This window comes from Shewanella sp. S1-49-MNA-CIBAN-0167, assembly GCF_040310145.1.
GTDB classification, from domain to species: Bacteria; Pseudomonadota; Gammaproteobacteria; order Enterobacterales; family Shewanellaceae; genus Shewanella; species Shewanella psychromarinicola.
This window is the reverse complement of the sequence record NZ_JBEOPO010000006.1, coordinates 55,599-79,575: the sequence shown is the minus strand read 5'-3', so window position 1 is coordinate 79,575 and position 23,977 is coordinate 55,599. Positions and strand designations below refer to the sequence as shown.

Annotated in this window: 21 protein-coding genes, 1 tRNA gene and 1 pseudogene; 14 read left to right on the top strand and 9 right to left on the bottom strand. The window is 40.9% G+C overall.

Annotated features, from left to right (window positions below):
• Nucleotides 1-90 precede the first annotated feature (90 nt).
• From AAEZ00_RS04225 to AAEZ00_RS04190, 8 genes and pseudogenes are all read left to right on the top strand, one after another.
• Nucleotides 91-1,150 (top strand): annotated as a pseudogene (locus AAEZ00_RS04225) (IS4 family transposase); the annotation flags it as partial.
• Between the two features lie 377 nt (nt 1,151-1,527).
• A complete protein-coding gene (gene pseB / locus AAEZ00_RS04220; protein WP_351088384.1) occupies nt 1,528-2,529 on the top strand; it encodes a UDP-N-acetylglucosamine 4,6-dehydratase (inverting) in 1,002 nt (333 codons plus the stop codon).
• An 11-nt stretch (nt 2,530-2,540) separates the two neighbouring features.
• Nucleotides 2,541-3,707 (top strand): UDP-4-amino-4,6-dideoxy-N-acetyl-beta-L-altrosamine transaminase, encoded by a 1,167-nt coding sequence (pseC, locus tag AAEZ00_RS04215; RefSeq protein ID WP_351088383.1) that lies wholly within the window; start codon nt 2,541-2,543, stop codon nt 3,705-3,707.
• A complete protein-coding gene (gene pseF / locus AAEZ00_RS04210) occupies nt 3,707-4,399 on the top strand; it encodes a pseudaminic acid cytidylyltransferase (RefSeq protein ID WP_351088382.1) in 693 nt (230 codons plus the stop codon). The genes pseC and pseF overlap by 1 nt, the downstream gene beginning before the upstream one ends.
• On the top strand, nt 4,396-5,472 hold the full coding sequence (gene pseG / locus AAEZ00_RS04205) for a UDP-2,4-diacetamido-2,4,6-trideoxy-beta-L-altropyranose hydrolase (RefSeq protein WP_351088381.1): 1,077 nt from the start codon (nt 4,396-4,398) through the stop codon (nt 5,470-5,472). The genes pseF and pseG overlap by 4 nt, the downstream gene beginning before the upstream one ends.
• The gene (locus AAEZ00_RS04200) at nt 5,447-6,094 is read left to right on the top strand and encodes a formyltransferase family protein (RefSeq protein ID WP_351088380.1); all 648 of its coding nucleotides are present in this window, start codon (nt 5,447-5,449) and stop codon (nt 6,092-6,094) included. Before pseG ends, AAEZ00_RS04200 begins: the two co-directional genes overlap by 26 nt.
• Nucleotides 6,087-7,139, top strand: coding sequence for a pseudaminic acid synthase (pseI, locus tag AAEZ00_RS04195; protein WP_351088379.1), 1,053 nt, complete (start codon nt 6,087-6,089; stop codon nt 7,137-7,139). Before AAEZ00_RS04200 ends, pseI begins: the two co-directional genes overlap by 8 nt.
• Nucleotides 7,140-7,186: 47 nt before the next feature.
• The gene (locus AAEZ00_RS04190; protein WP_351088378.1) at nt 7,187-7,813 is read left to right on the top strand and encodes a pseudaminic acid biosynthesis-associated methylase; all 627 of its coding nucleotides are present in this window, start codon (nt 7,187-7,189) and stop codon (nt 7,811-7,813) included.
• A 946-nt stretch (nt 7,814-8,759) separates the two neighbouring features.
• Here AAEZ00_RS04190 and AAEZ00_RS04185 read toward each other — a convergent pair.
• From AAEZ00_RS04185 to AAEZ00_RS04175, 3 genes are all read right to left on the bottom strand, one after another.
• The gene (locus tag AAEZ00_RS04185) at nt 8,760-10,766 is read right to left on the bottom strand and encodes a methyl-accepting chemotaxis protein (protein WP_351088377.1); all 2,007 of its coding nucleotides are present in this window, start codon (nt 10,764-10,766) and stop codon (nt 8,760-8,762) included.
• Between the two features lie 142 nt (nt 10,767-10,908).
• Nucleotides 10,909-13,986: an efflux RND transporter permease subunit gene (locus AAEZ00_RS04180; protein ID WP_351088376.1), complete on the bottom strand. Its 3,078-nt coding sequence runs from the start codon at nt 13,984-13,986 to the stop codon at nt 10,909-10,911.
• Entirely contained in the window at nt 13,983-15,104 is a 1,122-nt protein-coding gene (locus AAEZ00_RS04175; protein ID WP_101032373.1) for an efflux RND transporter periplasmic adaptor subunit, read from the bottom strand. Before AAEZ00_RS04175 ends, AAEZ00_RS04180 begins: the two co-directional genes overlap by 4 nt.
• Nucleotides 15,105-15,345: 241 nt before the next feature.
• Between AAEZ00_RS04175 and AAEZ00_RS04170 the strand changes: the two genes are divergently transcribed.
• Together AAEZ00_RS04170 and AAEZ00_RS04165 are read left to right on the top strand one after the other, a co-directional pair.
• On the top strand, nt 15,346-15,996 hold the full coding sequence (locus tag AAEZ00_RS04170; RefSeq protein ID WP_351088375.1) for a TetR/AcrR family transcriptional regulator: 651 nt from the start codon (nt 15,346-15,348) through the stop codon (nt 15,994-15,996).
• A 106-nt stretch (nt 15,997-16,102) separates the two neighbouring features.
• Nucleotides 16,103-17,050: an autotransporter outer membrane beta-barrel domain-containing protein gene (locus AAEZ00_RS04165; RefSeq protein ID WP_502959316.1), complete on the top strand. Its 948-nt coding sequence runs from the start codon at nt 16,103-16,105 to the stop codon at nt 17,048-17,050.
• A 258-nt stretch (nt 17,051-17,308) separates the two neighbouring features.
• On the opposite strand, the gene AAEZ00_RS04160 is transcribed toward AAEZ00_RS04165, so the two are convergent.
• Entirely contained in the window at nt 17,309-17,755 is a 447-nt protein-coding gene (locus AAEZ00_RS04160; RefSeq protein WP_124011966.1) for an LPP20 family lipoprotein, read from the bottom strand.
• Nucleotides 17,752-18,462, bottom strand: coding sequence for a FlgO family outer membrane protein (locus AAEZ00_RS04155; RefSeq protein ID WP_351075312.1), 711 nt, complete (start codon nt 18,460-18,462; stop codon nt 17,752-17,754). The genes AAEZ00_RS04160 and AAEZ00_RS04155 overlap by 4 nt, the downstream gene beginning before the upstream one ends.
• 270 nt (nt 18,463-18,732) lie before the next feature.
• On the opposite strand from AAEZ00_RS04155, the gene AAEZ00_RS04150 reads away from it, so the two are divergent.
• Both AAEZ00_RS04150 and AAEZ00_RS04145 read left to right on the top strand, forming a co-directional pair.
• Complete coding sequence (locus tag AAEZ00_RS04150; RefSeq protein WP_351088374.1) at nt 18,733-19,941, top strand: flagellar assembly protein FlgT; 1,209 nt, start codon at nt 18,733-18,735, stop codon at nt 19,939-19,941.
• A gap of 234 nt (nt 19,942-20,175) precedes the next feature.
• Nucleotides 20,176-20,251, top strand: a tRNA-Arg gene (locus tag AAEZ00_RS04145).
• Between the two features lie 56 nt (nt 20,252-20,307).
• On the opposite strand, the gene AAEZ00_RS04140 is transcribed toward AAEZ00_RS04145, so the two are convergent.
• A complete protein-coding gene (locus AAEZ00_RS04140) occupies nt 20,308-20,445 on the bottom strand; it encodes a hypothetical protein (protein WP_351088373.1) in 138 nt (45 codons plus the stop codon).
• A 23-nt stretch (nt 20,446-20,468) separates the two neighbouring features.
• On the opposite strand from AAEZ00_RS04140, the gene AAEZ00_RS04135 reads away from it, so the two are divergent.
• Together AAEZ00_RS04135 and AAEZ00_RS04130 are read left to right on the top strand one after the other, a co-directional pair.
• Nucleotides 20,469-20,948: a DUF2947 domain-containing protein gene (locus AAEZ00_RS04135; protein WP_335689140.1), complete on the top strand. Its 480-nt coding sequence runs from the start codon at nt 20,469-20,471 to the stop codon at nt 20,946-20,948.
• Nucleotides 20,949-21,098: 150 nt separating this feature from the next.
• Nucleotides 21,099-21,656 carry a chalcone isomerase family protein gene (locus AAEZ00_RS04130; RefSeq protein WP_351088372.1) on the top strand — a complete coding sequence of 186 codons (558 nt, stop codon included), beginning with the start codon at nt 21,099-21,101 and terminating at the stop codon, nt 21,654-21,656.
• Nucleotides 21,657-21,888: 232 nt separating this feature from the next.
• Here AAEZ00_RS04130 and AAEZ00_RS04125 read toward each other — a convergent pair whose 3' ends face one another.
• The 3 genes from AAEZ00_RS04125 to flgA all read right to left on the bottom strand — a co-directional run bounded on the left by AAEZ00_RS04125 (nt 21,889) and on the right by flgA (nt 23,587).
• Nucleotides 21,889-22,374 carry a flagella synthesis protein FlgN gene (locus AAEZ00_RS04125; RefSeq protein WP_351075303.1) on the bottom strand — a complete coding sequence of 162 codons (486 nt, stop codon included), beginning with the start codon at nt 22,372-22,374 and terminating at the stop codon, nt 21,889-21,891.
• A gap of 101 nt (nt 22,375-22,475) precedes the next feature.
• Nucleotides 22,476-22,805 (bottom strand): flagellar biosynthesis anti-sigma factor FlgM, encoded by a 330-nt coding sequence (gene flgM, locus AAEZ00_RS04120; RefSeq protein WP_124011949.1) that lies wholly within the window; start codon nt 22,803-22,805, stop codon nt 22,476-22,478.
• Nucleotides 22,806-22,879: 74 nt separating this feature from the next.
• The gene (gene flgA / locus AAEZ00_RS04115) at nt 22,880-23,587 is read right to left on the bottom strand and encodes a flagellar basal body P-ring formation chaperone FlgA (protein ID WP_124011948.1); all 708 of its coding nucleotides are present in this window, start codon (nt 23,585-23,587) and stop codon (nt 22,880-22,882) included.
• Nucleotides 23,588-23,977: the final 390 nt, after the last annotated feature.

Here is a 23,977-nt window from a genome sequence, read left to right as displayed (position 1 = left end):
CAGGTAATTCTGTTGAAATTCAAAATAGTAGACACGCATGATGCTATCTGATCTAATCAATTTCGCCAAAAACCTACTAGATCCAACACCATGCGTGATATCCACATACTACATGATTTACTCAAAAAACAATGCCTCAAATACATCAAAAACGGATTAATTCGCTCATGGTGGCTACTGAGTCAATACACGATTGTAATCAACTGTCATTAATTCAGCTAGACCGTGACATCATCGGTACGATTGCCCCAAAGCACAATATCAAACGCATAGACCGTCTATTGGGTAACGTGCACCTAGCTCAAGATAAAATGCCTATATATAGTGGTATGCTCGTTATTTATGCAGCACCAATCCTATGCCCATCCTCCTCGTTGATTGGTCTGATGTTTGTGAACAACTGCGTATAATGACACTTCGCGCATCGATTAGTGTTCAAGGTCGTTCTGTAACTCTTTACGAACGGACTTTCTTGTTTGAGGGATACTACGCTCCGCGTAGTCATAATGCTTTTCTCGCAGAGCTTGAATAAGTCTTACCCAAAGGCTGTTGTCCACTCATCGTGACCGATGCGGGTTTACTTGGATCAGAGAAGTTGAACACTATGGCTGGTTTTGGCTAAGCAGAGTGCGCGGAGATGTGAGTTTCTCCCTCTGGAGAAAACGTTATAGCATTCAAATAAATCACTTTACCCAAAAGCAAATTCAATAACCAAATACATAGGTAATGTACAGCTTGCATTAAGTCACCGTTAAGTTGTGATTTACATCTGTTTAAAGCTAAGCCCAAGTTACGTAAAGATAAACGCTCCTCGAAAGCAGGTCGAATCCATACGGCTCAAAAGAGCTATCGCTTAGGCAGTAAGAAGCCTTGGCTACTGGCAACTAATCTGCCGCCAGCTTATTTTAGTTCCGAAAAAGTTGTTGAGCTATACGCTAAACGGATGCAAATAGAAGAGACATTTCGTGAATTAAAAAGCCTACAATATGGCATGGGGCTAGGATAAAGTCGCAGCCGCTGTCCAAAACGTTATGACGTGTTATTGCTGATAGCCATGCTGGCTGAAATTGTATTGTGGTGTATATAAATTGCGGCGCAACATCTTGGATGGCAGAAAAACTTTCAGGCTAACAGCATCAAATATCGTGCTTATAAGGGGCTCCGCCAGCGCGTCAATATATTGTCGGTGAGCTAAGCATAGTCGTTACATCAAATGCCAATATTTTGATTTTATAAACAATCAACCATGAAGTAAACGCAGTTTTAATGCCAAAAAATCAATTTTAATCCAAAACTCTTGTCAGGAATTCTAGTGAGGATTGATTTAAGTACCTAATCTTGTGATAGTTTATAAGTTAACATGATGTTTGTACATCAATAGCACATGTAATGGGTTTTAATTAAGATAAACTACTTTTGTTGGTTTAATTTTTGCATGTACTCTATATACCTTTAAGTAGGGTAATGGACAAGAAAGCATATGGTCATCGGGTGACACTGTTGAGCCAAATAAAATAGGGGCGAAATATGTTTGACAACAAATCTATACTTATTACAGGCGGTACAGGGTCATTTGGACACAAGTATACCAAGACAATTCTTGAACGTTATAAGCCTAAGCGCTTGATTATTTTGTCTCGAGATGAACTAAAGCAATATGAAATGCAGCAGAAGTTTAACGACCCTTGTATGCGCTACTTTCTTGGTGATGTCAGAGATGGTGATAGATTAATGCAAGCTTTTAGAGGGGTTGATTATGTGATCCACGCTGCAGCATTAAAGCAAGTTCCTGCAGCAGAATACAACCCTATGGAATGCATTAAAACTAATATTTATGGTGCAGAAAACGTTATAAAAGCGGCAATTGCGAATAACGTCAATAAAGTCATTGCGTTATCGACAGATAAAGCTGCTTCACCTATTAATCTTTATGGTGCAACAAAACTGGCGTCTGATAAGTTATTTGTTGCTGCTAATAATATGGTGGGGCAAGGACAAACACGTTTTTCTGTTGTTCGTTACGGTAATGTAGTTGGCTCTAGGGGATCAGTTGTTCCTTTCTTTAAACAGCTCATCGCCAACGGTAGTGACCATTTACCTATTACTCATAAAGACATGACTCGTTTCTGGATTACCTTGCAGGATGGTGTGAATTTTGTGCTAAAAAACTTTTCTCGCATGTATGGTGGAGAAATTTTTGTTCCTAAAATACCTTCCGTTAATATCATTGATTTAGCAAAAGCTTACGCTCCAAATCTAGAGCTAAAATTCATCGGAATTCGTCCAGGGGAAAAACTTCATGAAGTTATGTGTCCTGCTGACGATTCGCATTTAACCATTGAGTTTTCCGATCATTATGTCATTTGTCCGAGTATAAAATTTTATAATGATGAGCATAATTATTCTCATAATTTAATTGATGAAGTAGGCAAACCGGTAGAGCAGGGATTTGAATATCATTCAGGTACAAACCCCCATACTTTGACGGGACAAGAAATCTTGGAATTTGATAAGTTAGCAGAGCTATAGTGAGTATATAAATGATCCCATATGGCAAACAGGATATTGTTCAACATGATATCGATGCTGTTGTTTCGGTATTGAAGTCAGATTTTCTGACACAAGGGCCTCAAGTACCTCTGTTTGAAACTTCGTTGACCTTTATTACACAAGCCACCCATGCTGTGGCGGTCAATAGCGCGACTTCAGCACTACATATTGCCTGTTTAGCTCTTGGGCTTGGAGTTGGTGATTGGCTATGGACATCACCCATCACCTTTGTTGCCTCGGCAAATTGTGGTTTATATTGTGGTGCTCAAATCGACTTTGTTGATATTGATGCCGACACTTACAATATGTGCCCTCAAAAATTAAAGCAAAAATTGATCAAGGCTAAGGTTGAAGGGCGTTTACCTAAAGTAGTAATTCCCGTTCACTTATGTGGTCAATCCTGTGACATGCAAGCCATATATGCATTAAGCCAAGAATATGGTTTTCATATTATCGAAGATGCATCACATGCAATAGGTGGTAGATACCAACAACAACCTATTGGCAACTGTAAATACTCTGATATAACGATTTTCAGTTTTCACCCAGTGAAGATAGTGACAACTGCGGAGGGGGGGGCAGCATTAACTAATGATCCTTCTTTAGCTGAGAGAATGCGTTTGTTGCGGAGTCATGGTATTACTCGTGAGCCAGATAACATGCAAGGGCAGCCACATGGCGCTTGGTATTATCAACAAATTGAGCTTGGTTTCAACTATCGTATGACCGAATTACAAGCCGCTTTAGGGGTCTCTCAATTAAACCGTCTCGAAGAGTTTGTTCGTCAGCGTCATTATTTTTCAGATCGTTATAATAGGCTATTGGCTCATTTACCTATAACTCGCCCTTATCAACTTCCAGATACATATTCTGGGTTACATCTTTATGTTATCCGTCTAAGTCTGGGTCAAATATCTAAAAGCCACTCACAAGTATTTGATGAGTTAAGAGCCAATGGGATAGGGGTTAATCTGCATTATATTCCAGTGCATTTTCAGCCTTATTATCAGAATATGGGTTTTAAAATGGGTAATTTCCCTGACGCAGAGCATTACTATCAAGAGGCTATTTCATTACCTATGTTTTCTGCCATGACAGACAACATGCAAGATGAAGTGGTGAGTGTATTGACTCGTATACTTGAATCGGAGGCATAATGCGTATAGCTTTCATTCCAGCTAGAGGCGGCAGCAAGCGCATACCTCATAAAAACATTAAACATTTTTATGGAAAACCAATTATTGCTTATTCAATTGAGGCTGCTATAGCATCTGGATGTTTTGATAAGGTAATTGTATCAACAGATGACTTGGAAATTGCTGAGGTGTCAAAACAATTTGGTGCTGAAGTTCCTTTTATGCGTCCAGTAGAACTCGCAGATGATTTTGCTACTACTATGGTGGTGATCCAGCATTGCATCTCATGGTGTGAAGCAAAAGGGTGGCCTCTTGAATCTGCATGTTGTATTTATGCTACGGCGCCATTTATTCGGCCACAAGATTTACAGCAAGGTTTGAAACAGCTTGAAGCTTCTGGTTGTGATTATGTATTTAGTGCAACCTCGTTCGAATTTCCGATCCAAAGAGCCATCGCATTGTCTGCAGACGACAGAGTGTGTATGTTTCAACCTCAATATATGAATACACGCTCTCAAGACTTAATCGAGGCATTTCATGATGCAGGGCAATTTTACTGGGGGAAAGCGTCTGCATTTAAGTTGGGACTGCCTTTTTTTTCAGAAAGATCTGAAGTCGTTAAACTTCCTCGAAAAAGAGTTCAGGACATCGATACCCCTGAAGATTGGGAGTTTGCAGAAGCGTTGTTTTCGCTAATGTATAAAACATCATGAATAGCGTAGTCATTCGCGTAGACGCATCAGTATGGATTGGAAGTGGTCATGTTATGCGATGTTTAGTGTTAGCCGATTCACTCAATCGATTTGGTTATTCAGTGCGTTTTGCTTGCCTCGAACAAGAGGGGGATATGATAGGTTATATAGAGCAGCGTTGTTATAAAGTTATTAAGTTGACTCCACCTGATATGTTTCAAATTCCTAAATACAGTTCGGATTATGAGGCTTGGCTTCACAAATCACCTTTAGAAGATGCCAGTGATTTTCTTAAAAGTATTAAAAATACTGATTTAGTGATTACTGATCATTATGGAATCGGTAAATCATGGCACAACATTGTGAAAGTTGAATTAAGTTGTCTCATTGTAGCTATTGACGACTTAGTGAGAGAACATAATGCCGATCTAATTATCGATCAAACTTTAGGAAGAGTTGCTGATGAGTATAAAACAAAAGGGCGAGTGCTGTCAGGAACTAAATATGCACTATTAAATGACTCTTTCGCGGTAGCTCGACCTCAAGCAGAAAAACGACGGTTTTGTTTAACAAAACCCAAGGTGATGATTTCGATGGGTGGAATCGATAGACCCAATGCAACAATTTCGGTGTTGAAGTCATTAGTTGGTAGTGTTCAAGCGGAGTTCACCATATTACTCAGTAAACGAGCTCCACATTATCAAGAAGTTACCGATTGGTGTTCTCAATATGATGATGTTCATCATATTGAGTTTGTCGAAGATATGGCTGCAATTATGTTAGAGCATGATATAGCAATTGGTGCCCCTGGAAGCACTAGTTGGGAAAGAGCATGCTTGGGCTTGCCAAGTATTATTATTTCACTTGCTGATAATCAGCGAGAAATCTGCAAACAATTAGTTCATCATGGTGCCGTGATAGAAGTAAAGCTCGATGACATAGCGGAACAAATACCTGGTGCTTTTAATATGATTAGTACTAATTGGACAGAATTTAGCCGTAGAAACCTTTTTTTGTGTGATGGTAAAGGTACTGCAAGAGTAACGGCAGAGATTATGAGGCTTATGAATGGAAATAACCATTATCTGCAGTGATCCACAACATCCTGTTTATACATATTTAGAGTTGTGGAAAAATGAAAATAGTGATGGGTATCATATTGAATTATTAACAAGTATAAGGGATATTTCCAAGCAAGGAGATATCTTATTTCTTGTGTCTTGCTCTGAAATTATTCCACAGTGTACAAGAGATTTTTTTCGCTACAATTTAGTGTTGCATGCCAGCGACCTGCCTGAAGGAAGAGGTTGGAGCCCACATATATGGGATATTATTAATGGGAAGAATACGCTAACGTTGAGTTTGTTGAGTGTTGTAGATCGCGTTGATCAAGGCGATATTTGGCAGAAAAAAACAATTCAACTCACTGGTGATGAACTGTTTAATGAAATTAATCACCGGATTTTTATTGCAGAGTTAGAGTTAATGACTTGGGCTTGCAATAATATAGATACATCGATTGCACATCCTCAGAAAGAAGCTAAGCAAGTTAACTATAATCAAAAACGAACACCAGAAGATAGCAAGCTAGACGCAGATGCATCTATTCGTTCGCAGTTTAATTTGCTAAGAGTATGCGATCCTGATCGTTTTCCTGCATACATATTAATTAATGGTAAACGATATAACATACGATTAGAGAAAGTAGATGATTAATAATTACATAGAAATAAATGGTCGAAATATTGGTGCAGATTACGAACCATATATCATTGCTGAATTATCTGCCAATCATAATGGTGATATAAATACTGCTTTTAAAATAATTGAGGAAGCAAAAAAATCTGGGGCAGATGCGATAAAACTACAAACTTATCGAGCTGATACTATTACCATTGATTGCGACAAAGAAGACTTTCAAATTCATGGAGGTTTGTGGAATGGCCGAAGCTTATATGAACTTTATGAATGGGCGCATACACCTTGGGAATGGCACCAAGAGCTCTTTAATAAAGCAAAAGAGGTTGGGATAACTATATTTAGTTCACCATTTGATTCTACTGCCGTGGATTTACTTGAAGAATTAAATGCGCCAGCTTACAAAATTGCTTCATTCGAGCTGGTTGATCATGCTTTGATTGCTCTAGTCGCAAAAACCGGTAAACCGATTATTATGTCTACGGGTATGGCAAATCAAGAAGAAATTAAAGAAGCCATTAATGTTGCTAAAGTTAATGGCTGTAAAGAGTTAGTTATTCTGCACTGTGTCAGTGGTTATCCCGCGCCTGCAAGTGAATATAACTTAGCAACCATTGCTGATATGTCACAGCGTTTTGACGTTATTGCTGGGCTGTCTGATCATACCATCGATAATGCAACCGCTGTTGCTGCTGTTGTATTGGGCGCGTGCATTATTGAAAAACATGTCACTCTCGACCGTAACGGTGGCGGTGCAGATGATAGTTTCTCAATTGAACCTTTAGAGCTGGCACAGCTTTGTAAAGATACAAAAACGGCTTGGTCTGCATTAGGTAAAGTCAATTATGAAAGAACACCAGCTGAATTAGGCAACATTAAATTTAGACGTTCATTATACGTGGTAAAGGATATTGCTAAAGGGGAGCTATTAACTCCTGACAATATCAGGAGTATTCGGCCAGGTTTTGGTCTTGCACCTAAATATTATGAACAAGCTTTAGGGTGCCAAGCTAATCAAAATATATTAAGTGGAACCGCATTATCGTTTGATTTTTTTGATTAAATGATCAATTGTTTACGCACCTGCATTAGGCAGGCTAGGAGAGTTATGTGACTTATAAGACTGAACAGGAAGTATTTTGGGCGGGTGAATTTGGTGATGAGTATTTAAAACGTAATCAAGGAAAGTATACAATTGCGGCGAATGTAGCGTTATTTTCCAAAATACTTGCCAGTGTACATAATCCTGAGTCAATTATTGAGTTTGGTTCTAACATAGGCTTAAATCTTGAAGCATTATCTATACTATTGCCTAATATTAAATTATCAGCGATTGAGATTAATCAAAAAGCGGTTGAAAGTTTACAGCGTTTCGATAACCTTACTGTTCACCACTCCTCTATTTTAGATTATACCCCGCAGATAACGCATGATATGGCATTGATTAAAGGCGTGTTAATCCATATTAATCCTCAAGAATTACACAATGTATATGAGCGCTTATATCAATCTAGCCATCGTTATATTTGTATTGCAGAATACTACAATCCATCACCAGTAGAGATAAGCTATCGAGGCCATGATGGAAAGTTATTCAAACGTGACTTTGCAGGTGAAATGTTGGATAAATATCCAGACTTAGCTTTGGTTGATTATGGCTTTGTATATCATAGAGATATTAACTTCCCACAAGACGATACCAATTGGTTCTTACTAGAGAAAAAAACGCTAAGCTGACATTGTATAGCATGAAATGAGAAGTGATTTGATAGGTGAATAACTAGAATCATTGAGTCTGGAATATGGTGAACCACCAAGGTTTTCTGACTAGTCAGATGAATACATTTATTCTTATTTAATTTCGCCGTTTTGAGTTGCTTCTAAGGCTTAGTACGTTGATGAAAAAATACAACAAGGCAGGCTTTTGTAGTCACAATATCAACCTTATTTATTCATAAAAATTCTTCTATTTAAGCCTAAATGCTTCAATTTTGAGCTGGCGTTGTTAATTCAATCGCATCCTTAACGGTTTTGATGGCTCTTTCATCATTATTGGATACTAACGATGAGTTAGTATGTAAATTATTTGATACTTCGTCAGAGACTGTGCTTTTCTGATTATAATGAATCTATTATGATAAAAATAGGATATTGATTACGACTGTACTAATAGTGGAACGAATATAGCGATCCTCCCAGCTTGCCGCTTGCTCATTTAGCGATTATTGCTGTTCATTTACGCACTAGCTAGCCTTTATGCGACCCTAACCCAATCGTTGAGTCTGATCTCTGCAACAAATTTCACTCAGTTAAACGACTTTATATCTGCTCAACTCAGGATAAAAGAGAGGATAAACAGATAGAAACTAGTCTATTTCTACGTCATCAATATCAAGCTTGCTTTCACATAGCGAACAAGGTGTGCTCACAAGGCATATTGACGAGCCTATAGCGTGTTAATAGCGTATCTAAAGCAAGTCAGTTAAACGATGATAGCGGGGTGGGGAAGGGCTGGAGAATAAACGGGATGAGAGATAAATAAACGCCGTTGAATGACTCAGAGTTCAAGTCTGTAATCTCATACTTGAACTCTGAGCATATAACATGACGATTTTATGCGTCAGTAGCGCACCTATAGCAAGTCAATATGTGCAAATGGCTGTATTTTATTAATTTACGATCCCTAACTGAGATTAAATACAGCTATCTGTTGTTTGATACTGACCGCAAGCGCGGTTAATTGCTCTGCATCACTCACCGCTTTTGTGGCTCGTTCATCACTATTTTGTGCCAGCGTAGCGATGGTATGTAAGTTGTGAGACACCTCATCTGCCACTGTGCTTTGCTGTTTGGTGGCACTGGCTATACTGGATGAAAATATCGCCATTTCGCCGATATTCTGATTAATCTGACTGAGTTGGTTATTAACAGTATTAGCTTGTTCAGCTGACGATGCCCCCAATTGCTGGCATTGGTTCATTTGTGTGGCGGTGTATTTTACTTGTTGTTGTAATGTGCTGATAGTCGAGCTTATTTCACTAATTGAACGCTGCGTTCTTTGTGCCAGTGAGCGTACTTCATCAGCAACAACCGCAAAACCACGGCCTTGTTCACCCGCTCTGGCGGCTTCAATCGCGGCATTCAAGGCGAGTAAGTTGGTTTGTTCTGCAATACCATTAATGACCTCTGTCACTTGACTAATGGCTTGGCTCTCATTGCTGACACTTTCAATATTTTTTTGACTTTGAATGAGTTGCTCACTCAAGGATTGAAGCGCGGTAACCTCTTGGGTTAACTGAGCATGTCCTTGAGCGGATGCGCTATCAATTTCTTGCGCTTGTTGGGCTCCTTGACTGGCATTTTGTGCCACATCTTTAATCGAAGAAGACATCTCTTCGATAGCGGTCGCAATTTGCTCTGTTTGGTTTAACAGTGCCTTTGCCTCATTACCATTCAATTTTGACGTTTCTTGACTAAGGTTTGCTTGGGTTTCTAAGCTGATGACAGACTGTTTTAATAACTCAATTAATTCAGCTAAATTAGCCGCCATTTGGGTGACACTTATAGTGATTTGGTCAACTTCATTGCGACTGTCTTCGGGGCATTGGACAAAACTTTGCGAAAGATCGCCTTGGCCTAATTTAGCGATTTGGCCCTGTAGGAGCTTTAATGGCTTCATGGCACGATTAATCACAGTAAACAATAAAATGGAAATAAACACTATCCCAAGTAACGCCAATATTGCGTTGGTTTTTAACATTGCTACGCTTTCATTACTTAATTGTTTTTCGGGAACAAAACCGACCAAAGTCCAATTCCAACCGGGAATATTGACTGAATGAGAATACATCTGTTGATCAGACAATGAGGTGTAAACCCAGCTGCCTCTATCCGTAAGGGCCTTTTCAAGTGATAGACCATCAAACAATGCTTCATCGAAAGGCGCTTGGGTGTTTAATTCACGATGAGAGATCACGTAATTATCGGCATTACGGATAATGGCATAAGAACCTGATTCTTCAAGTGTCAGCTGTTTAAGCGAGCTTTGAATTTGTTCAACCGATTGGGTGATATCAAAACCGATAAAAAGGATAGCGTTGACTTTACCGCTGTCATCTTTTAACGGACGATAAATGGTCATGTAGTCTTTGCCAAAAAGCTTGGCATAACCTTCAAATTCTTCACCGTTAATCAACCCCTGATAACCTGGGTGATTGACACCCAAATAAGTGCCTAATGCACGGTTACCGTCTGTTTTTTTCAGCGATGTTGACACGCGAACAAAATCATCATTATCGCGAGCAAATATCGTGGCAACGCCGCCGGTAAGTTGTGAAAAGCGATCGACGTTATTGTTTGAATTATTAACTTGCTCATTATCATGGACCAGTACAGGAGTCTTAACCCCTAACACTTCAACGCTGCGATCTTCTATTGAGAATGTTCCTGGATATAAGGTGCGAAGAATATCGGCATTTCGTCTGGCTAAGGACTGCATACTGTTGTACTGCAGTTCAATTAAATGAGCATTACTCTGCATTTGCGACTTGATGGCTTGAATCGCTTTGTCATGTAATACAGTGGTTGCCGATAGATAGGAAAACCAAGACATGGCGCTAAAGATAATGATAGATAACAATATGACAAGAGAGGCTATCTGTTTTGATATAGGCCAGTTTTTATAATTCATATACTCTTTCTTATAATTATATTGGTGATTAATCTAGAATAGATATGATCCCTGCAACGTAATTTACATTGAAAGTGTACTGATTATCGAGTATTTAGCATAAAGTGTGACACGGATAGATATTAATATTTTATAAATAAACTTATTCCGTTACACGATTTTGATCTTGAAATTTAAGCTGTTTTTTGGGCTTCATTAATAAGGTATACATTACCGGTACCCAAATTAATGACAGCATGGTGGCCAATAATGTGCCGCCGGCAATCGCAATGGCAAACGGTGGCCAAAATCCACCACCGGCAATGATTAACGGTAAAAAACCGCCTATGGTGGTGATGGTCGTGGAGCCAATATGACGCCCACAAGTGCTCACGGTACTAATGATTAACGGTATGTGTCCATTTCGGGCTTGAGGAACATCTTCCAGTTCAGCCAAAATAACAATCGCCGCATTAATGGCTAAGCCCATTACCCCTAGTAACCCGATTATCACGGTAAAACCAAACGGATAACCAAATACATACACAGACAGTAAACCTAAACCGGCCGATTGAAATGCACTCAGTAGAATGATTGCCGTTAATCTAAACGAGTTAAACGACAACACGACAGTGGTGAGTAACAAGGTCACCACTACCACAATGTTGGATAATAAATTACCCACAGCTTCATTACGTTTGGCGCTTTCACCACCTATTTCAATATGATATCCCGTCGGAATGGTTAACTTATCGATAGCATCTTTGACGTCGGTTAATACCTGAGCTGGCAATACACCACTGGTGATATAAGCCTCGATGGTATTGACTCGTTCGCCGTTTCTGCGCGGTATTGCCCCCCGACTAACGTTGATTTCGTTATAAGATAAAGCGGATAACGGTATACCTGAGCCCGAAGGGGAAACCAGATTTATTTCAGCTAAGCGAGTCGCTTGTTCACGGCTGTTATCACCTAAACGAACGCGAATTGGCAGCGATTCCGTTTGTTCTAAAATACTGCCACCAATAATACCTGTGGTCGCCATTTGAATTTGATTGGCAATATCGGTCAGGCTTAACCCGCTCATTAAGCTGGCGTCTTCATTGACCTGTAACCACACTTTTGGCGCACCTGAACTGAGCGTTGCCCGGGTGTGAATGACATCGGGGGTCGCGGCGAAGATCCCGCGCACTTCTTCACCCAATATTTTCAGGGTATCAAGATTAGGGCCGTAAATACGCAGTTCAACAGGGGCGTTAAAGGGTGGGCCTTGTTCAAGTTTAAGGACTAATATTTGTGCTTGCGGAAATTGCGCATCTAACTCTTTTTGCAATTGTAAAATTAATCGATTTGCCGCGGCAAAATCGGTCACTTTAATCATTGCTTGGGCGTAATTGGTTGCCCCTTGTTGTCGCTGAGTTAAGTTGTAATAAAAAGAGGGTGTATTGCCGCCAACAACCCAGGTGGCCTCAATAATTTCCTCAATTTGTTGCAGTTTATGATCAATCTGTTTGACCTGTTCGAGGGTGTTCTCGATACTGACATGAGGCGCCAAATAGACTTCTATTTGAAACATATCGCGATCAGAGGGTGGGAAAAATTGTTCAGTCATTTTCCCTGCGGCAAAAAAGCCTGCCATAGGCAATATACCAATAACGATGGCGGTCAGTATTGGCCGAGTTAACGCAAACTGTAAACTGGCGATATACGCACGGCTTATCCGCGGAAACGCCATGCCTTGCTGATACCAAGCCGTTGGTTTTTCACTGCGACTGAATCGACCCGCAAGTCCTGCAATAATGGTATGAGAAATAATGTATGAACCCAGCAACGCAAACATCACTGAGATCGCAATACCCCCCACAAACTCACCCGCTGCCCCTGGCATTAATACAATAGGTGCAAAGGCTAGCATGGTGGTAATGGTCGACCCCGCCAAGGGTAGCCATAAATGGTGTAGCGTTTTAGACACCGCTTCAAGTTTACTCAACCCTTGTTGACGACGTTGGGCTATCGCATCAACAATCACAATCGCATTATCGACCATAATGCCCAGCGCAACCACCAAACCTGTCACCGACATTTGGTGAATAGGCAGTCCGGTATATTTCATACAGGTGAGGGTAAAGAGTGCCGTTAGTGGCAGTGATATAGCCACAATCATCGCATTGCGAAGTCCTAATGTGAGCATCAATACTGCTAAAATAATCACAAATCCCTGTAACAGGTTAATCACCAAACCGCCTAATCGGTCACTGGTATAGCTTTGTTGGTCAAATAGCCATTGCACCTTAATATTAGCCGGCAAGTTAGTTGAAAACGTATCTATGGTCTTGCTCACGTGCTGTTGCCACACATCGACTCGATTATTATTCAACATGCGCGCAGACACTAATACGCCTTGTCGGCTGTCGATCAAAGCGATACTCGACGCGGGGGTTTTGGCTTGGCGAGTAATGTTGGCCACATCACCTAAGCGAATAATTTGACCGTAATCGTCTACTTTTAATGGCACTTGGCGGATACGGTTTTGTGAGTCTAATTCGCCAGAAACCTCAACTAAGGCTCTAAATTGACTATTGTTGATTTCACCGGCTGAAATTTTGCTATCGGCATTATTTAAAATTGCCGCAATTGCGGCAGGAGTAAGATGCAATTGACTGATTTTATTGCCATCTAACTCAACTAAAATTTCTTCTTCAGGTGCGCCATAAAGTTTGACAAAGTCAGTGCCGCTGAGCAGCCTTAACCGGCTTTGTAATTCTTTGGCGTAACGATTCAAAATATCGGCTCTTACCGGGCTGTCATCTGCCCAAACAAGCCCTAAAATAGCAGTGTTGGCATAACCGAGTTGATCATCTAACACACTATTTTGTGCCTCTACAGGCAGCAAGGATTTACTGTCGGCGATAAGATCCCGTGCTCGAGACCACACCGGATCGGTCTCGGTGACAGTGTCTTTTAATTCTAATTGAATCACCGAAATCCCAGGGCGAGAAGTCGACTGGACGAGCTTTAAATCTTCTAAACGGCGTAATTGATTTTCGATGACTTCGGTGACTAATGCTTCTACTCGTTCAGCGGACGCCCCTGGGTACTGAGTGATAACCGATGAAAAGCGATTGGTTATATGCGGATCTTCGGTGCGTGGCAAGCTTGAAATAGCACCTAACCCAGCCACAATTAATAACGCAATAAATAAGCTCGTTAGGCGGCCATTTTCTAAAAATGCTTTAATCATAACGCTCCCTCGTGCTCAGTTTGAGCAAGGGTGACTTTTTGGCTTACCACCAGTTTATGCAATCCTTGCGACACAATCATATCCGTTGCTTGAATGGCGCCCTGAATATACGCTTGTTGTTCATTGGTATAGATAATGTCTACATCCCGGCGTTCAATCAGATAGTAATCTTGCTCTGCTTTGGCTAATAAAAATACGTTCCATAAGCCGCGCACGCCATCAGTTAATGCCGACATGGGCACCCAGTAACCAGGTTGTTGCACATCTTGTTGATAAGCGAGATAGGCTATTTCGCCATTGATCACTCTGGCTGAATCAGGCAAAAGGATCCGTAACTGAACCGTGCGGCTAATGGTATTGACTTCGGCACTGATCCCCGCAATTTCAGCGCTAAAGGTTTGTTTGCCTACACGGACATCCACCATTTGTTGGGTGGTTAATTGCTGAGCAATATCAATCGGCACACCAATATACGCTAACGGCTGACTGTTACCGATTAAGGTAAAAACCGGACTGCCTAATGCAATAACTTCGCCGACATTATGAAAACGTTGACTGATTTTTCCACTGAACGGGGCAAGTAATGTTGATTTTTCAAGTTTCAACGTAGTGGCTCTTAAGCTTGCTTCTATACGTTTCTGGTTGGCTTGTAAGCTAATAACTTGTTGCTGGGTTTCATCGAGTTGCTGCTCAGAAACATAGTTTTGTAGCTTCAACTTTTGAGTGCGTACTAAGGTATTTTTGGCTAAATCTATATCCGCTTGGGTTTGTAATAAACTGGCTTGTAGCTGTTGTTTTTCTGCAGTTAATAAATCGGTATCAAGCTGCGCTAATGTTTGGCCTTTTGTCACCGTATCGCCGCTGTCGACCAGGATATTATTGAGCTTACCCGCCAACTCGAAACCAATCCCGGTGGTATTTGCCGAGCGAATGGTACCGGTATAGGTTTGCATGTGCTGATAATGGTCATTTAGCACTAAGGTCTGTGACAATACCGTTTGATACTCAATTGTTTGCGAATGTTCTTTTACCTCAGAGCCACAACCGCTTAACACTATTAAGCTTAACCCTAGCGCCCAGTATCGAATAAATGGGGTGAATGTCTTTGACGCGTACATAAGTTTATTCCTTGAAAAGCAACAGATTGTGTCAATGTTGATTTATCTTCTGAGCAGAGGTTAACATCAATAAGTGAATGCATTAACAACAACCGCAAGATGTAATTTAAATGTTAACTAGACTCGGTAGTCTAATTTTATAAAACTAGACTGTCCAGTCTATTTTTGGTTACTATGACACTAAATAGTGAGCAGTACGCAGACACTCGATATGGCTTAATGGCTAACTTACGGAAAAATCATGACAAAAGATCTTATATCGCTTAATAACGACGGACAGATTCATTTGAGCTGCAGTGAGCAAAAGCGGGCTCAGATACTCGAGTCTGCCATTACACTTTTTTGTCATCAGGGTTTTCCTCATACCAGCATGGATGAAGTGGCAAAGCATGCCGGAGTGTCAAAGCAAACCGTGTATTCTCACTTTGGTTGCAAAGATGATTTATTCGTTTCCGCGATTGAGTCTAAATGTGTTGTGCATCAACTCACTAACAATGCTTTAATTGATGCAAGCCAACCTCAACAAGTTATTTTGCTGTTTGCTCTGCAGTTTGGTGAGATGATTGTCAGCAATGAAGCCATGACCGTATTTAAAACCTGCGTAGCTCAATCTGATACGCATCCTGAAGTGTCTAAACTATTTTATGACGCGGGCCCAAAGCATATATTAGGCTTGATCAGAAACTATTTAATAAAAGTCAATGAGCATGGGGTATATCTGTTTGAAAACCCCCATGAAAGCGCGGTAAGATTGTGTTTGATGTTATTTGGCGAACTAAAATTACGCTTGGAGTTAGGCCTAGAAATAGGCGACCTACTGCTCACCAGACAGCAGTACTTACACGACACAGCTGACATGTTTTTACGGGCTCATAAAGTCGGCTTAAAATAAACTCAACTCAAAATTGAACTTAATTGGCCAGATCACAGTATCAGTACAGCAACTAAGCCAAAGTAATATTGAGTTTATCTTATTATTTGAAGGGAAGCAGATTGATATGACACGTTATAACGCTAAGCTAGATGATGTTAAGGAAATCGGGTCTAAATCACTAAAATTATCATTATTATCAATAATGTGTGCATCTGGCCTGCTGTTAAGCCAGCAAGTGATTGCCGCACCAGATCGTTCACCGTTTTCATTCACCGTGGCTCGTACATCAACCGCCACCGCTAATGTTGGGGCCGATAATACCAACCCAAATGAATTACAACGAGATGCATGGAAAACCAGCTTTTCGGCAAGCATGCCACTCAATCGTCAGTGGTCTATCGGTGCCAACCTTGGCTACGATAACCTCGATTATGATTGGCGCATAAACCAAAATACCCCGCTACGCAGCAGTGCTCAACCTTGGTCGAGCATAAATCAGTACAGTGGCGGTTTATCATTATCTTATCGTCCTGATAATCATTGGATGTTTTTAGTCGCGCCTAAACTGCAATATGCTTATGCCGACACCGCCTCAGCGTCAAATGCGCAAAGTTACGGTGTGGTCGCATCGGGAATGTATCGTTTCGACTCCGGCAATATGCTCGGCCTTGGGGTTGCGTATTTAAATGATATTTCAGAAGTGCGTACCATTCCTTATTTAGCGGTTCGCTGGCAGATAAGCGATAAGTGGGTACTTGCTAACCCGTTCCAAGCCGGTTTTAGTGGCCCAGCAGGTTTGGAGTTAAGTTATCAATACAATCGTGATTTAAGTTTTGGTGTTGGCAGTTCACGTCGCACCGAGCGTTTTTTAATTGCCGATGATGATCAAACTATCGAAGTGACTGAGTGGGTCGGATTTTTGCGCACCGGATGGCAAGCTACCAACAATGTCAGCCTTAATGTTTATGCTGGTTATTATTTTGGTGGTGAAATGGAATTAAGCAATCCTGATCTTACTGACGATATAGAGAATCAAGCGGCATTCGGCTTAGTGTTCGGGGTTAAATTTTAATTCCAACCACACTCGCTAAAAGACAGATTAAATCTTCATTGTGGTGTTAAAAACCTCGCAAAGTCGGCTCAAACATAAAAACATAAAAACAAAAAATGCCGCTGATATTCGATATCAGCGGCATTTTTATTACTATTTCGTAGACGAATTTGGCTTAATGTCTGTCAATCAACAATCACTAGTTACCTATCATAACTAATAACGCTTAACGCTAAAGTCCGAAGTCTAAATCTTGGATCTTAAGCTTGAAGCTGAACCTTAAAAGTAAGTCACATTTTTCAAGCGTGTAGGGCGATTTTGTTGCGCGTACAATTGCCATACTTGTTTAAAATCCAGTTCGAGTTCAGTGACATAAAATTCACCTGCAGGGTAGGTCTTTACCACCTTTGCGCCGCGGATAATGCCGCTAACACTGGACTTAACCTTGTCATCAGTTAATAACCACTCACTAACGTTACTGCTAGCAGATATTTGTTGGCCATAAACTTGTTCCGCTAACTCACGGTAGGCGGCAATTTTTGATGCCTGCATCGCCATTAAAATACGGTGTGATGGCTCCTTGCTGGGCTGCGTTGCCAGTGGTGCATACCCAATAGCGGTTAAGGTTGGAAACGCAGCCGGCGCGGGGTTTTCCAACTGAACATTTTTACCATGGCTCATACAGCCCGTTAGCAGCAATAACATAACTAACATCATAGATTTCATTGCTTATCTCCTAATACGGTGTAACGACTGTCGCCTCGTTTTTGGTGGCGATACAGCAAACCATCGCGCGACTCGATTATTTCAGAAGGCTGCAAATAACCTGACAAGCTCGATGCCGTCACAAATGACTGCACCGCAGAAAGGACCCTATTATTGGTTATATTTACCACTCGGGCGTTAAATACAATCCCTTCAGGTGTTAGGGTCATGGTTGACACTAATACGTGTGACACGGGCAAATCTGTTCGCAATAGCTCCCAATTTCGGCTCAGCATAAACTCGCCTTGTTCGGTTGCGCGTAAATTAGTCGCCACGTTTAAATCGACTACATTAAATTCATGAGCGTGAAACGCTGTGAGTAATCCTTGCTGTAACTGTAATGCTAACTCATTGGTTACATTTAAATCGCTGGTCATTACCGGCGTGGTAATTAACAGTGGTTGATCAGGGCGTAATACGTCATTTTGTAACACTAATTCGTTGACGAGTTTTTCTGCCCATACATTCACCTGGCCTTTAGGTGATAATCCTGCGGCTTGAATATCATAAGTGAGCTTATCCCGATAAACCTCATCTTCATCGGCCACTTTGATATAGCTACCATTGTTACTAAAGGCAAGGTTACTGGCAGCATTAGGCGTTTGGGTACATGCCGCTAACGACAACGACGCCAGCATGACAGTGGGGATAAAAAGCCTGTTAATCATAATAATTCCTCTAACAAATCATGCTGCAAGTCTTAATATAAATGAGTCATTTAATCGCCTTTGACATCGATAACTAAGGTCAATTGTTTACTCTTTATTATTTGTACCCTTATATCGGCAAATGCGCTAAAAGCTTTACTGTAATTGAACAACATAGATAATACCCACCAAGATAGGTAGTCGGCATAATTCTTGCTTTAAATAAACATAGAGTAAGCTTAATTTACACAATTGTGCAAAATTGACGATTTTTTGACATTAGGACAAAGTATGTTGATCCGACACCGCCCTGTTAACCGAACTAAAAGCTTCAGTCATCTTGCTGCAATAGCCATGCTATGGCTGAGTGCCTTGTGTGTTTCTCCGTCGGTATTGGCAGAGCAAATGGAAGTTACCGGCAAGGCTAAAATCGTTAATGGCGATATTGATAAAGCCCGCGAAGAGGCCATCAGTCAGGCATTAAACTATGCCAGTTTAAAAGCCGGGGTTAACTTTTCCAGCGAACAACAAGTCAATCAAGGGCGACTCACTCAAGATAGCTTTCAAATTCAGCGCATGGGATCGGCTAATAACGTTGAATTAATGAGTGAAATGATCAGTGAACACATGATTACAGTGGTTTTACAGCTTGATCTCAGTGAACAAGCATTCGATGGACAATGTAAAAGCCAATCCCTCAAAGCCGCCATTATGTTGCCGCAATCCTATTTACAAGAGCGTGAACAGCTACGTTATGGCCAATTAGCACACTTTGAACAACGGATCACCGAACAATTAGGCAAGGTTATCAACGCGCAATCGCGATACAGTTTTGTACGATTACATGCCGATGAAAAAATTGATAACACCAATCAGTTGGTTAACTTTAAAGGTTATCGCATACCCAGTTGGTTAGGCGAAATCACCGACAGCCAATATGTGCTGCAACCCGAAATTATTGATATCTCCACCGAGCCTGTGCAAAGCAGTTATATGGGGTTGATCGATGATGATCCGCAAAGGCAATTTATTTTTAAATTAACCCTTTACCATGGCATCAGTGGTGAAAAAGTATGGACAGAATCTTTCGCAACATCAGCACCTTGGGAATTTGAAAGACAAGAAACAGTATCACCTGCTAACCAACGTTTTTGGCGTTCATCTTATGGTCAGGCTATCAGTGATATTTTTCAACAAAGCGTGATATCACTGGATAAACAACTAAACTGTCGGCCATTATTAGGCCAAATTGTCGCCAGGCAAGGGGACCGCATTATCATTAATTTAGGTCGAAAAAACGGCGTTAAAATGGGTGATAAATTCCAAATCGTACTGCAAAAAAATATCCCAGATAGATTTAATTCCATGCGCGCCATCGCCACTAAAAGTCGTGCCACTGTGGTCATCGAACAAGTCACCGAAGACAGTTCAACGGCAATGCTTGAGGGCATAGACAGTGCAGATAACATTCAACTGAATGACATTGCGATTAAGAATTAGGCCAATAAGCATTAAAGTCTAAGAGAAGTGACTTTTAATAAAGAGACTTTTAATAAATCGATAGTTAAGACATAGCTTGTTAATAAATAGCTCGTTAATAAATAGATGTTTGATAAATAGATGCTGAATAAATAGACCAGAACAAAAGGGATGGTTAAGAATTAGTTGGTTATTAATCAAGCAATTAAATTTAAAAGGTTTAATTCGACTCTAAACTCAGTATAATCACTGAGTCTCTCTATAGCTCAACAGGATAGAGCAGCCGCCTCCTAAGCGGCCGATCGGGGTTCGAGTCCCTGTGGGGAGACCATATCAACTGTTTGCAACCTCATTTTATGGTCATTTTTAAGCTTTAGTTTTATCGAATTAAGGCTTTGCTGGATTTAGATATTTACCCTCAGTCGTCTTTTTAGCTTCAGCTTTAATATTCTTATTATTGTCGTAATCATTTATCTCTGTTGCTATCGCAGTCTGATCCGCTTTAGCGCTATAATTGCGTTTCATTTTTAGTTGCTAGGAGCAATTGTTTGTCACATTCATATATTCCGTTTGATCTTTATAAGCGTAAGTGGATTTTTAACCATAAAGATTTGCCTGTGTCAGATGATGATAAGGCCTTGATTAAGCCATTGACCGATAAAAGTGCCATGGAAGTGTGGGATAAGTGGATAAGCAATAAAAGCAGCCGTGCGGAACTATTCGAGAAAGGTGATTGGCCAGCAAAGCAAGATGCTTGGACTGCAACGGATCATTGGCAATCGGCGTGGGACTCTGATGATATTGCGATGCCTGAAGCTATGACTAAACATATTCAATGGCCTGATGATACGGTTGTATATTTTTGCTATGAAAAGTATCAAATCATTGAAACGCGCTGGTGTGTGTTTGTGCGCAATTGGAAGAGCTTTTTATTTTTTGATGATGGTCCTATTTTAATGGCGCCAAAGCACAAGCAAGCATTGATGTTTCAACAAAATGGCCAATATAAGTTAGGCGTTCGTGGTTAGTTTATGAGTCGTTAATCTAAGCGTACTTAAGCTAATAATTGAGCTAATAATTGAGCAAGTTAATGGGATGAATGGCAGATATTGCAGTCGTTCATGTTGTAATGGTTTATACAGTGGTTATTTATATTGCTGTTTTTTTAGAGAGTTTAGATGAAGTTATTAGCTTTAATTGGCTGTTTAGTGTTGACGCTGCCGTTGTTGGTGCAAGCAAGAATGATTGCCGATGTTGATGTTGCTGAGCAAATGAATGTTGCAGAGCAACCATTAATATTAAATGGTGCGGGCGTGCGCAGTAAATTTTTTATGGATATTTATGTAGGCAGTTTGTACTTACCTACCAAAGTTTATACGCTTGAAGATGTGCTCGCTCAGCCTATAGCGGTAATCCAATTAACAATTACTTCTACGATGGCCACCTCAGAGAGAATGCGTGACGGCATTACGAAAGGTTTTGAGACTGCTACCGACAATGACACCCATTTTATTGCCAAAGAGATTGAACATTTCACTCAACAATTTGCTTACGACGTTGTCGACGGGGATCAATTTACTTTTGTGACCCAAAAAGGCAAGGGCGTGAGCAGCATTAAAAATGGTCAAGTTCAAGGTGATATTGCTGGAGAGGCTTTTCGTCAGGTATTGCTTAAAATTTGGTTAGGTGAAGAGTCTGCGCAACAAAGTTTACGCCAGGCAATGCTAGCTCAGTAGCTCACCTGCTAGGTTCTAGGGCGGACTACGTCCTGCTAGGGTCGCTTCGCTGCTAGGGCGGACTACGTCCTGCTAAGAACAGCTTCGCTGTTAAGACTTTATAGCCTCTATGCCTTCCGCTTTATTTTTTCCGTTTATTCGCTTGTTATCGGATGCGGCTCAGATTTTATAGTCTCTAGCCGCGAAGCGTCCTAGCAGCGAAGCGCTCTAGGCTGTTGCTCTATAGGCTTTATTAGGCTGTAAAGTCATTACCAAGTGTTGAAATGGTGGAGGTTTTGCCTTTGTCATTGTAGGTTAAACTTGATGCATTACGGCTGGCTTGCAATGCTTGGGCAAATCGATTTAGGCTGGCGATATTGTGTTCAATTAAGCTGGCATTCTGGCTATTAATGTCTTTGCATTCTGCGAGAATAGATTTGGCCTGGGCGACTTTTTGTACCAGTTCAGGAGCTGTGGTAAGCAGGGCGTGCTGGGGGTGTTGAGCCAGTTTTTCGTCAGTCGCTTTCATATTGATTAAGCACTGGGTTTTGTCTTTGGAAAGCGTCAGTAGTTTGTCGGCATCTTGGTTTGTTAATGCGGCTTTTTCTTCAACAATAAGCAGTTTCAGCTGTGCTAAGGTCTGATTTTGGGTCTCTAACAGTGCACGTAGCTCATCGTTTGGTTGTTCGCTTGGTTGTTTATTCAACTCTTTATTTAGTACTTCATTTAGCTCTGTCATAAATTACTCATTGGTTTTGTTAACTGACACTTATCTATGATGCAAGTTAGCACCTATTATCTGTGTGTCGTTAAAACAAATTAAAGAGTAACGTTTAACGGCTACTCTTTGTCAAACGATAGACTGCTTAGCTCTGCTTCAAAGCTGGCAATATTCGCAGCAAGCTTTTCTGGGTCGACTTTATAGCGTCCTTCAGAGATAGCGAGCTTAATTTCTGCGACCTTTTTTTGGTCAACTTCAGGTGTCGCTTCCATTTTTGCTTGCGCGCTCTGAAGCTGGTGAGCTTGAGCGGTGATGCTAACGGAATCGGCTTTAACCGGTGCCGCGGATTTTTGAGCCACAGCAGTATTAGATTGCTTAGCAGACTGCGTGTCACGTGCAGTGCGCATTTGGGTATTAGCCGCAGTGTTATGCTTAATGTCAATTGCCATTGGAGGCTCCAGCGTAATGTATTAGGTTCTTCAAACAGATTATCGGCACTGTTGGAAAAAACTTTAGTCCTAGTTTACATTCTTACTTCAACTTCGCCAACCCCAACCACCACCGCATCAAATTGTTTACTCGTGTTACTGTTTTTCACCCTGATGACGTCATCAAGATTGCCGTCACGCAGTGCTTCACCAAGGGTTTTTATTTGAACATTAGCGGTTCTAGCGTAGATGGAAACCGAGTCACCTTTGCACACAAAACACAGGTTATTACTCAATACAGGTGAGTCTTTTGCCACGCGACGTTTCACTCGCGAACCGATTAATGTGTGGGTATCAGAAAAAAAGTGGCCTCTTAAACTATATTGGTCAACATACATGATGTTTAAGTGATGTGGAGCAATAATTTGGTCTGGAGACAGTAGCTGGTTAGCCACCACGACAGGGTATTGTATTTCAACTCGAACAGAGAGATACATTTGCCATGGATAGTCATAGTCTGGGCTGATACAACTTAGTTTTACCATGTTATTTCGACTAATGGCTCTTTCACTGGCGAGTTCGGCATTAATCGGTGGATAGCAGCGCGGTGGACTAAGACGACCTTCAAGATTTTGTGGGGTAATTTGCACCTTAGCGTTGGCGTCGGCATCAATTTTTTTTGCGACCACCTCTTTAGCTAACGTATAAATGGCCGATAGTTTAGGTGTTACTATCTCTTCGCTAGCAAATGCTGGCAAAGAAAGCGTCATTGAGCACAAAAAACATAAAAAAAATACTTTCATAATGAAGATCCTAGCTTGTGTTGCCAGAATGCACCTATACTTTGGAGAACGAAAAATATGCGAGTAATCTCTGCATACGCAATAAGCTAAAAATGAGGTGAGGGCATGATAATAACATTTCCCTTTCGTCAAAAAAGTGTCAGTTCACTGTAAGAGTTAACTTAGTAAAAGTTAAAGCAAGTTGCATGCCCACTTTTAATTCAATAATTTGATAAGTATTTGCTAGGCTGCTGATGGTTTGCCCAGAGTGTGTCATGTTCGTCTGATGAAAACCTCAATTGGGGATAAATTGGGGGATAGTAACGGTTATCAAACGGCTCTTTGTTCGGCTATTCACCTTGTATCGATTCACAATGGGCCCGCTATTGGCGCGGCGACTAACACTATTGT

What these genes read in the sequence shown, in the direction of transcription:
- pseB (WP_351088384.1), top strand. Translation starts at nt 1,528, where the DNA reads ATGTTTGACAACAAATCTATACTTATTACAGGCGGTACAGGGTCATTT.
- pseC (WP_351088383.1), top strand. Translation starts at nt 2,541, where the DNA reads ATGATCCCATATGGCAAACAGGATATTGTTCAACATGATATCGATGCT.
- pseF (WP_351088382.1), top strand. Translation starts at nt 3,707, where the DNA reads ATGCGTATAGCTTTCATTCCAGCTAGAGGCGGCAGCAAGCGCATACCT.
- pseG (WP_351088381.1), top strand. Translation starts at nt 4,396, where the DNA reads ATGAATAGCGTAGTCATTCGCGTAGACGCATCAGTATGGATTGGAAGT.
- AAEZ00_RS04200 (WP_351088380.1), top strand. Translation starts at nt 5,447, where the DNA reads ATGGAAATAACCATTATCTGCAGTGATCCACAACATCCTGTTTATACA.
- pseI (WP_351088379.1), top strand. Translation starts at nt 6,087, where the DNA reads ATGATTAATAATTACATAGAAATAAATGGTCGAAATATTGGTGCAGAT.
- AAEZ00_RS04185 (WP_351088377.1), bottom strand. Translation starts at nt 10,766, where the DNA reads ATGAATTATAAAAACTGGCCTATATCAAAACAGATAGCCTCTCTTGTC.
- AAEZ00_RS04180 (WP_351088376.1), bottom strand. Translation starts at nt 13,986, where the DNA reads ATGATTAAAGCATTTTTAGAAAATGGCCGCCTAACGAGCTTATTTATT.
- AAEZ00_RS04175 (WP_101032373.1), bottom strand. Translation starts at nt 15,104, where the DNA reads ATGTACGCGTCAAAGACATTCACCCCATTTATTCGATACTGGGCGCTA.
- AAEZ00_RS04170 (WP_351088375.1), top strand. Translation starts at nt 15,346, where the DNA reads ATGACAAAAGATCTTATATCGCTTAATAACGACGGACAGATTCATTTG.
- AAEZ00_RS04165 (WP_502959316.1), top strand. Translation starts at nt 16,103, where the DNA reads ATGACACGTTATAACGCTAAGCTAGATGATGTTAAGGAAATCGGGTCT.
- AAEZ00_RS04160 (WP_124011966.1), bottom strand. Translation starts at nt 17,755, where the DNA reads ATGAAATCTATGATGTTAGTTATGTTATTGCTGCTAACGGGCTGTATG.
- AAEZ00_RS04155 (WP_351075312.1), bottom strand. Translation starts at nt 18,462, where the DNA reads ATGATTAACAGGCTTTTTATCCCCACTGTCATGCTGGCGTCGTTGTCG.
- AAEZ00_RS04150 (WP_351088374.1), top strand. Translation starts at nt 18,733, where the DNA reads ATGTTGATCCGACACCGCCCTGTTAACCGAACTAAAAGCTTCAGTCAT.
- AAEZ00_RS04140 (WP_351088373.1), bottom strand. Translation starts at nt 20,445, where the DNA reads ATGAAACGCAATTATAGCGCTAAAGCGGATCAGACTGCGATAGCAACA.
- AAEZ00_RS04130 (WP_351088372.1), top strand. Translation starts at nt 21,099, where the DNA reads ATGAAGTTATTAGCTTTAATTGGCTGTTTAGTGTTGACGCTGCCGTTG.
- AAEZ00_RS04125 (WP_351075303.1), bottom strand. Translation starts at nt 22,374, where the DNA reads ATGACAGAGCTAAATGAAGTACTAAATAAAGAGTTGAATAAACAACCA.
- flgM (WP_124011949.1), bottom strand. Translation starts at nt 22,805, where the DNA reads ATGGCAATTGACATTAAGCATAACACTGCGGCTAATACCCAAATGCGC.
- flgA (WP_124011948.1), bottom strand. Translation starts at nt 23,587, where the DNA reads ATGAAAGTATTTTTTTTATGTTTTTTGTGCTCAATGACGCTTTCTTTG.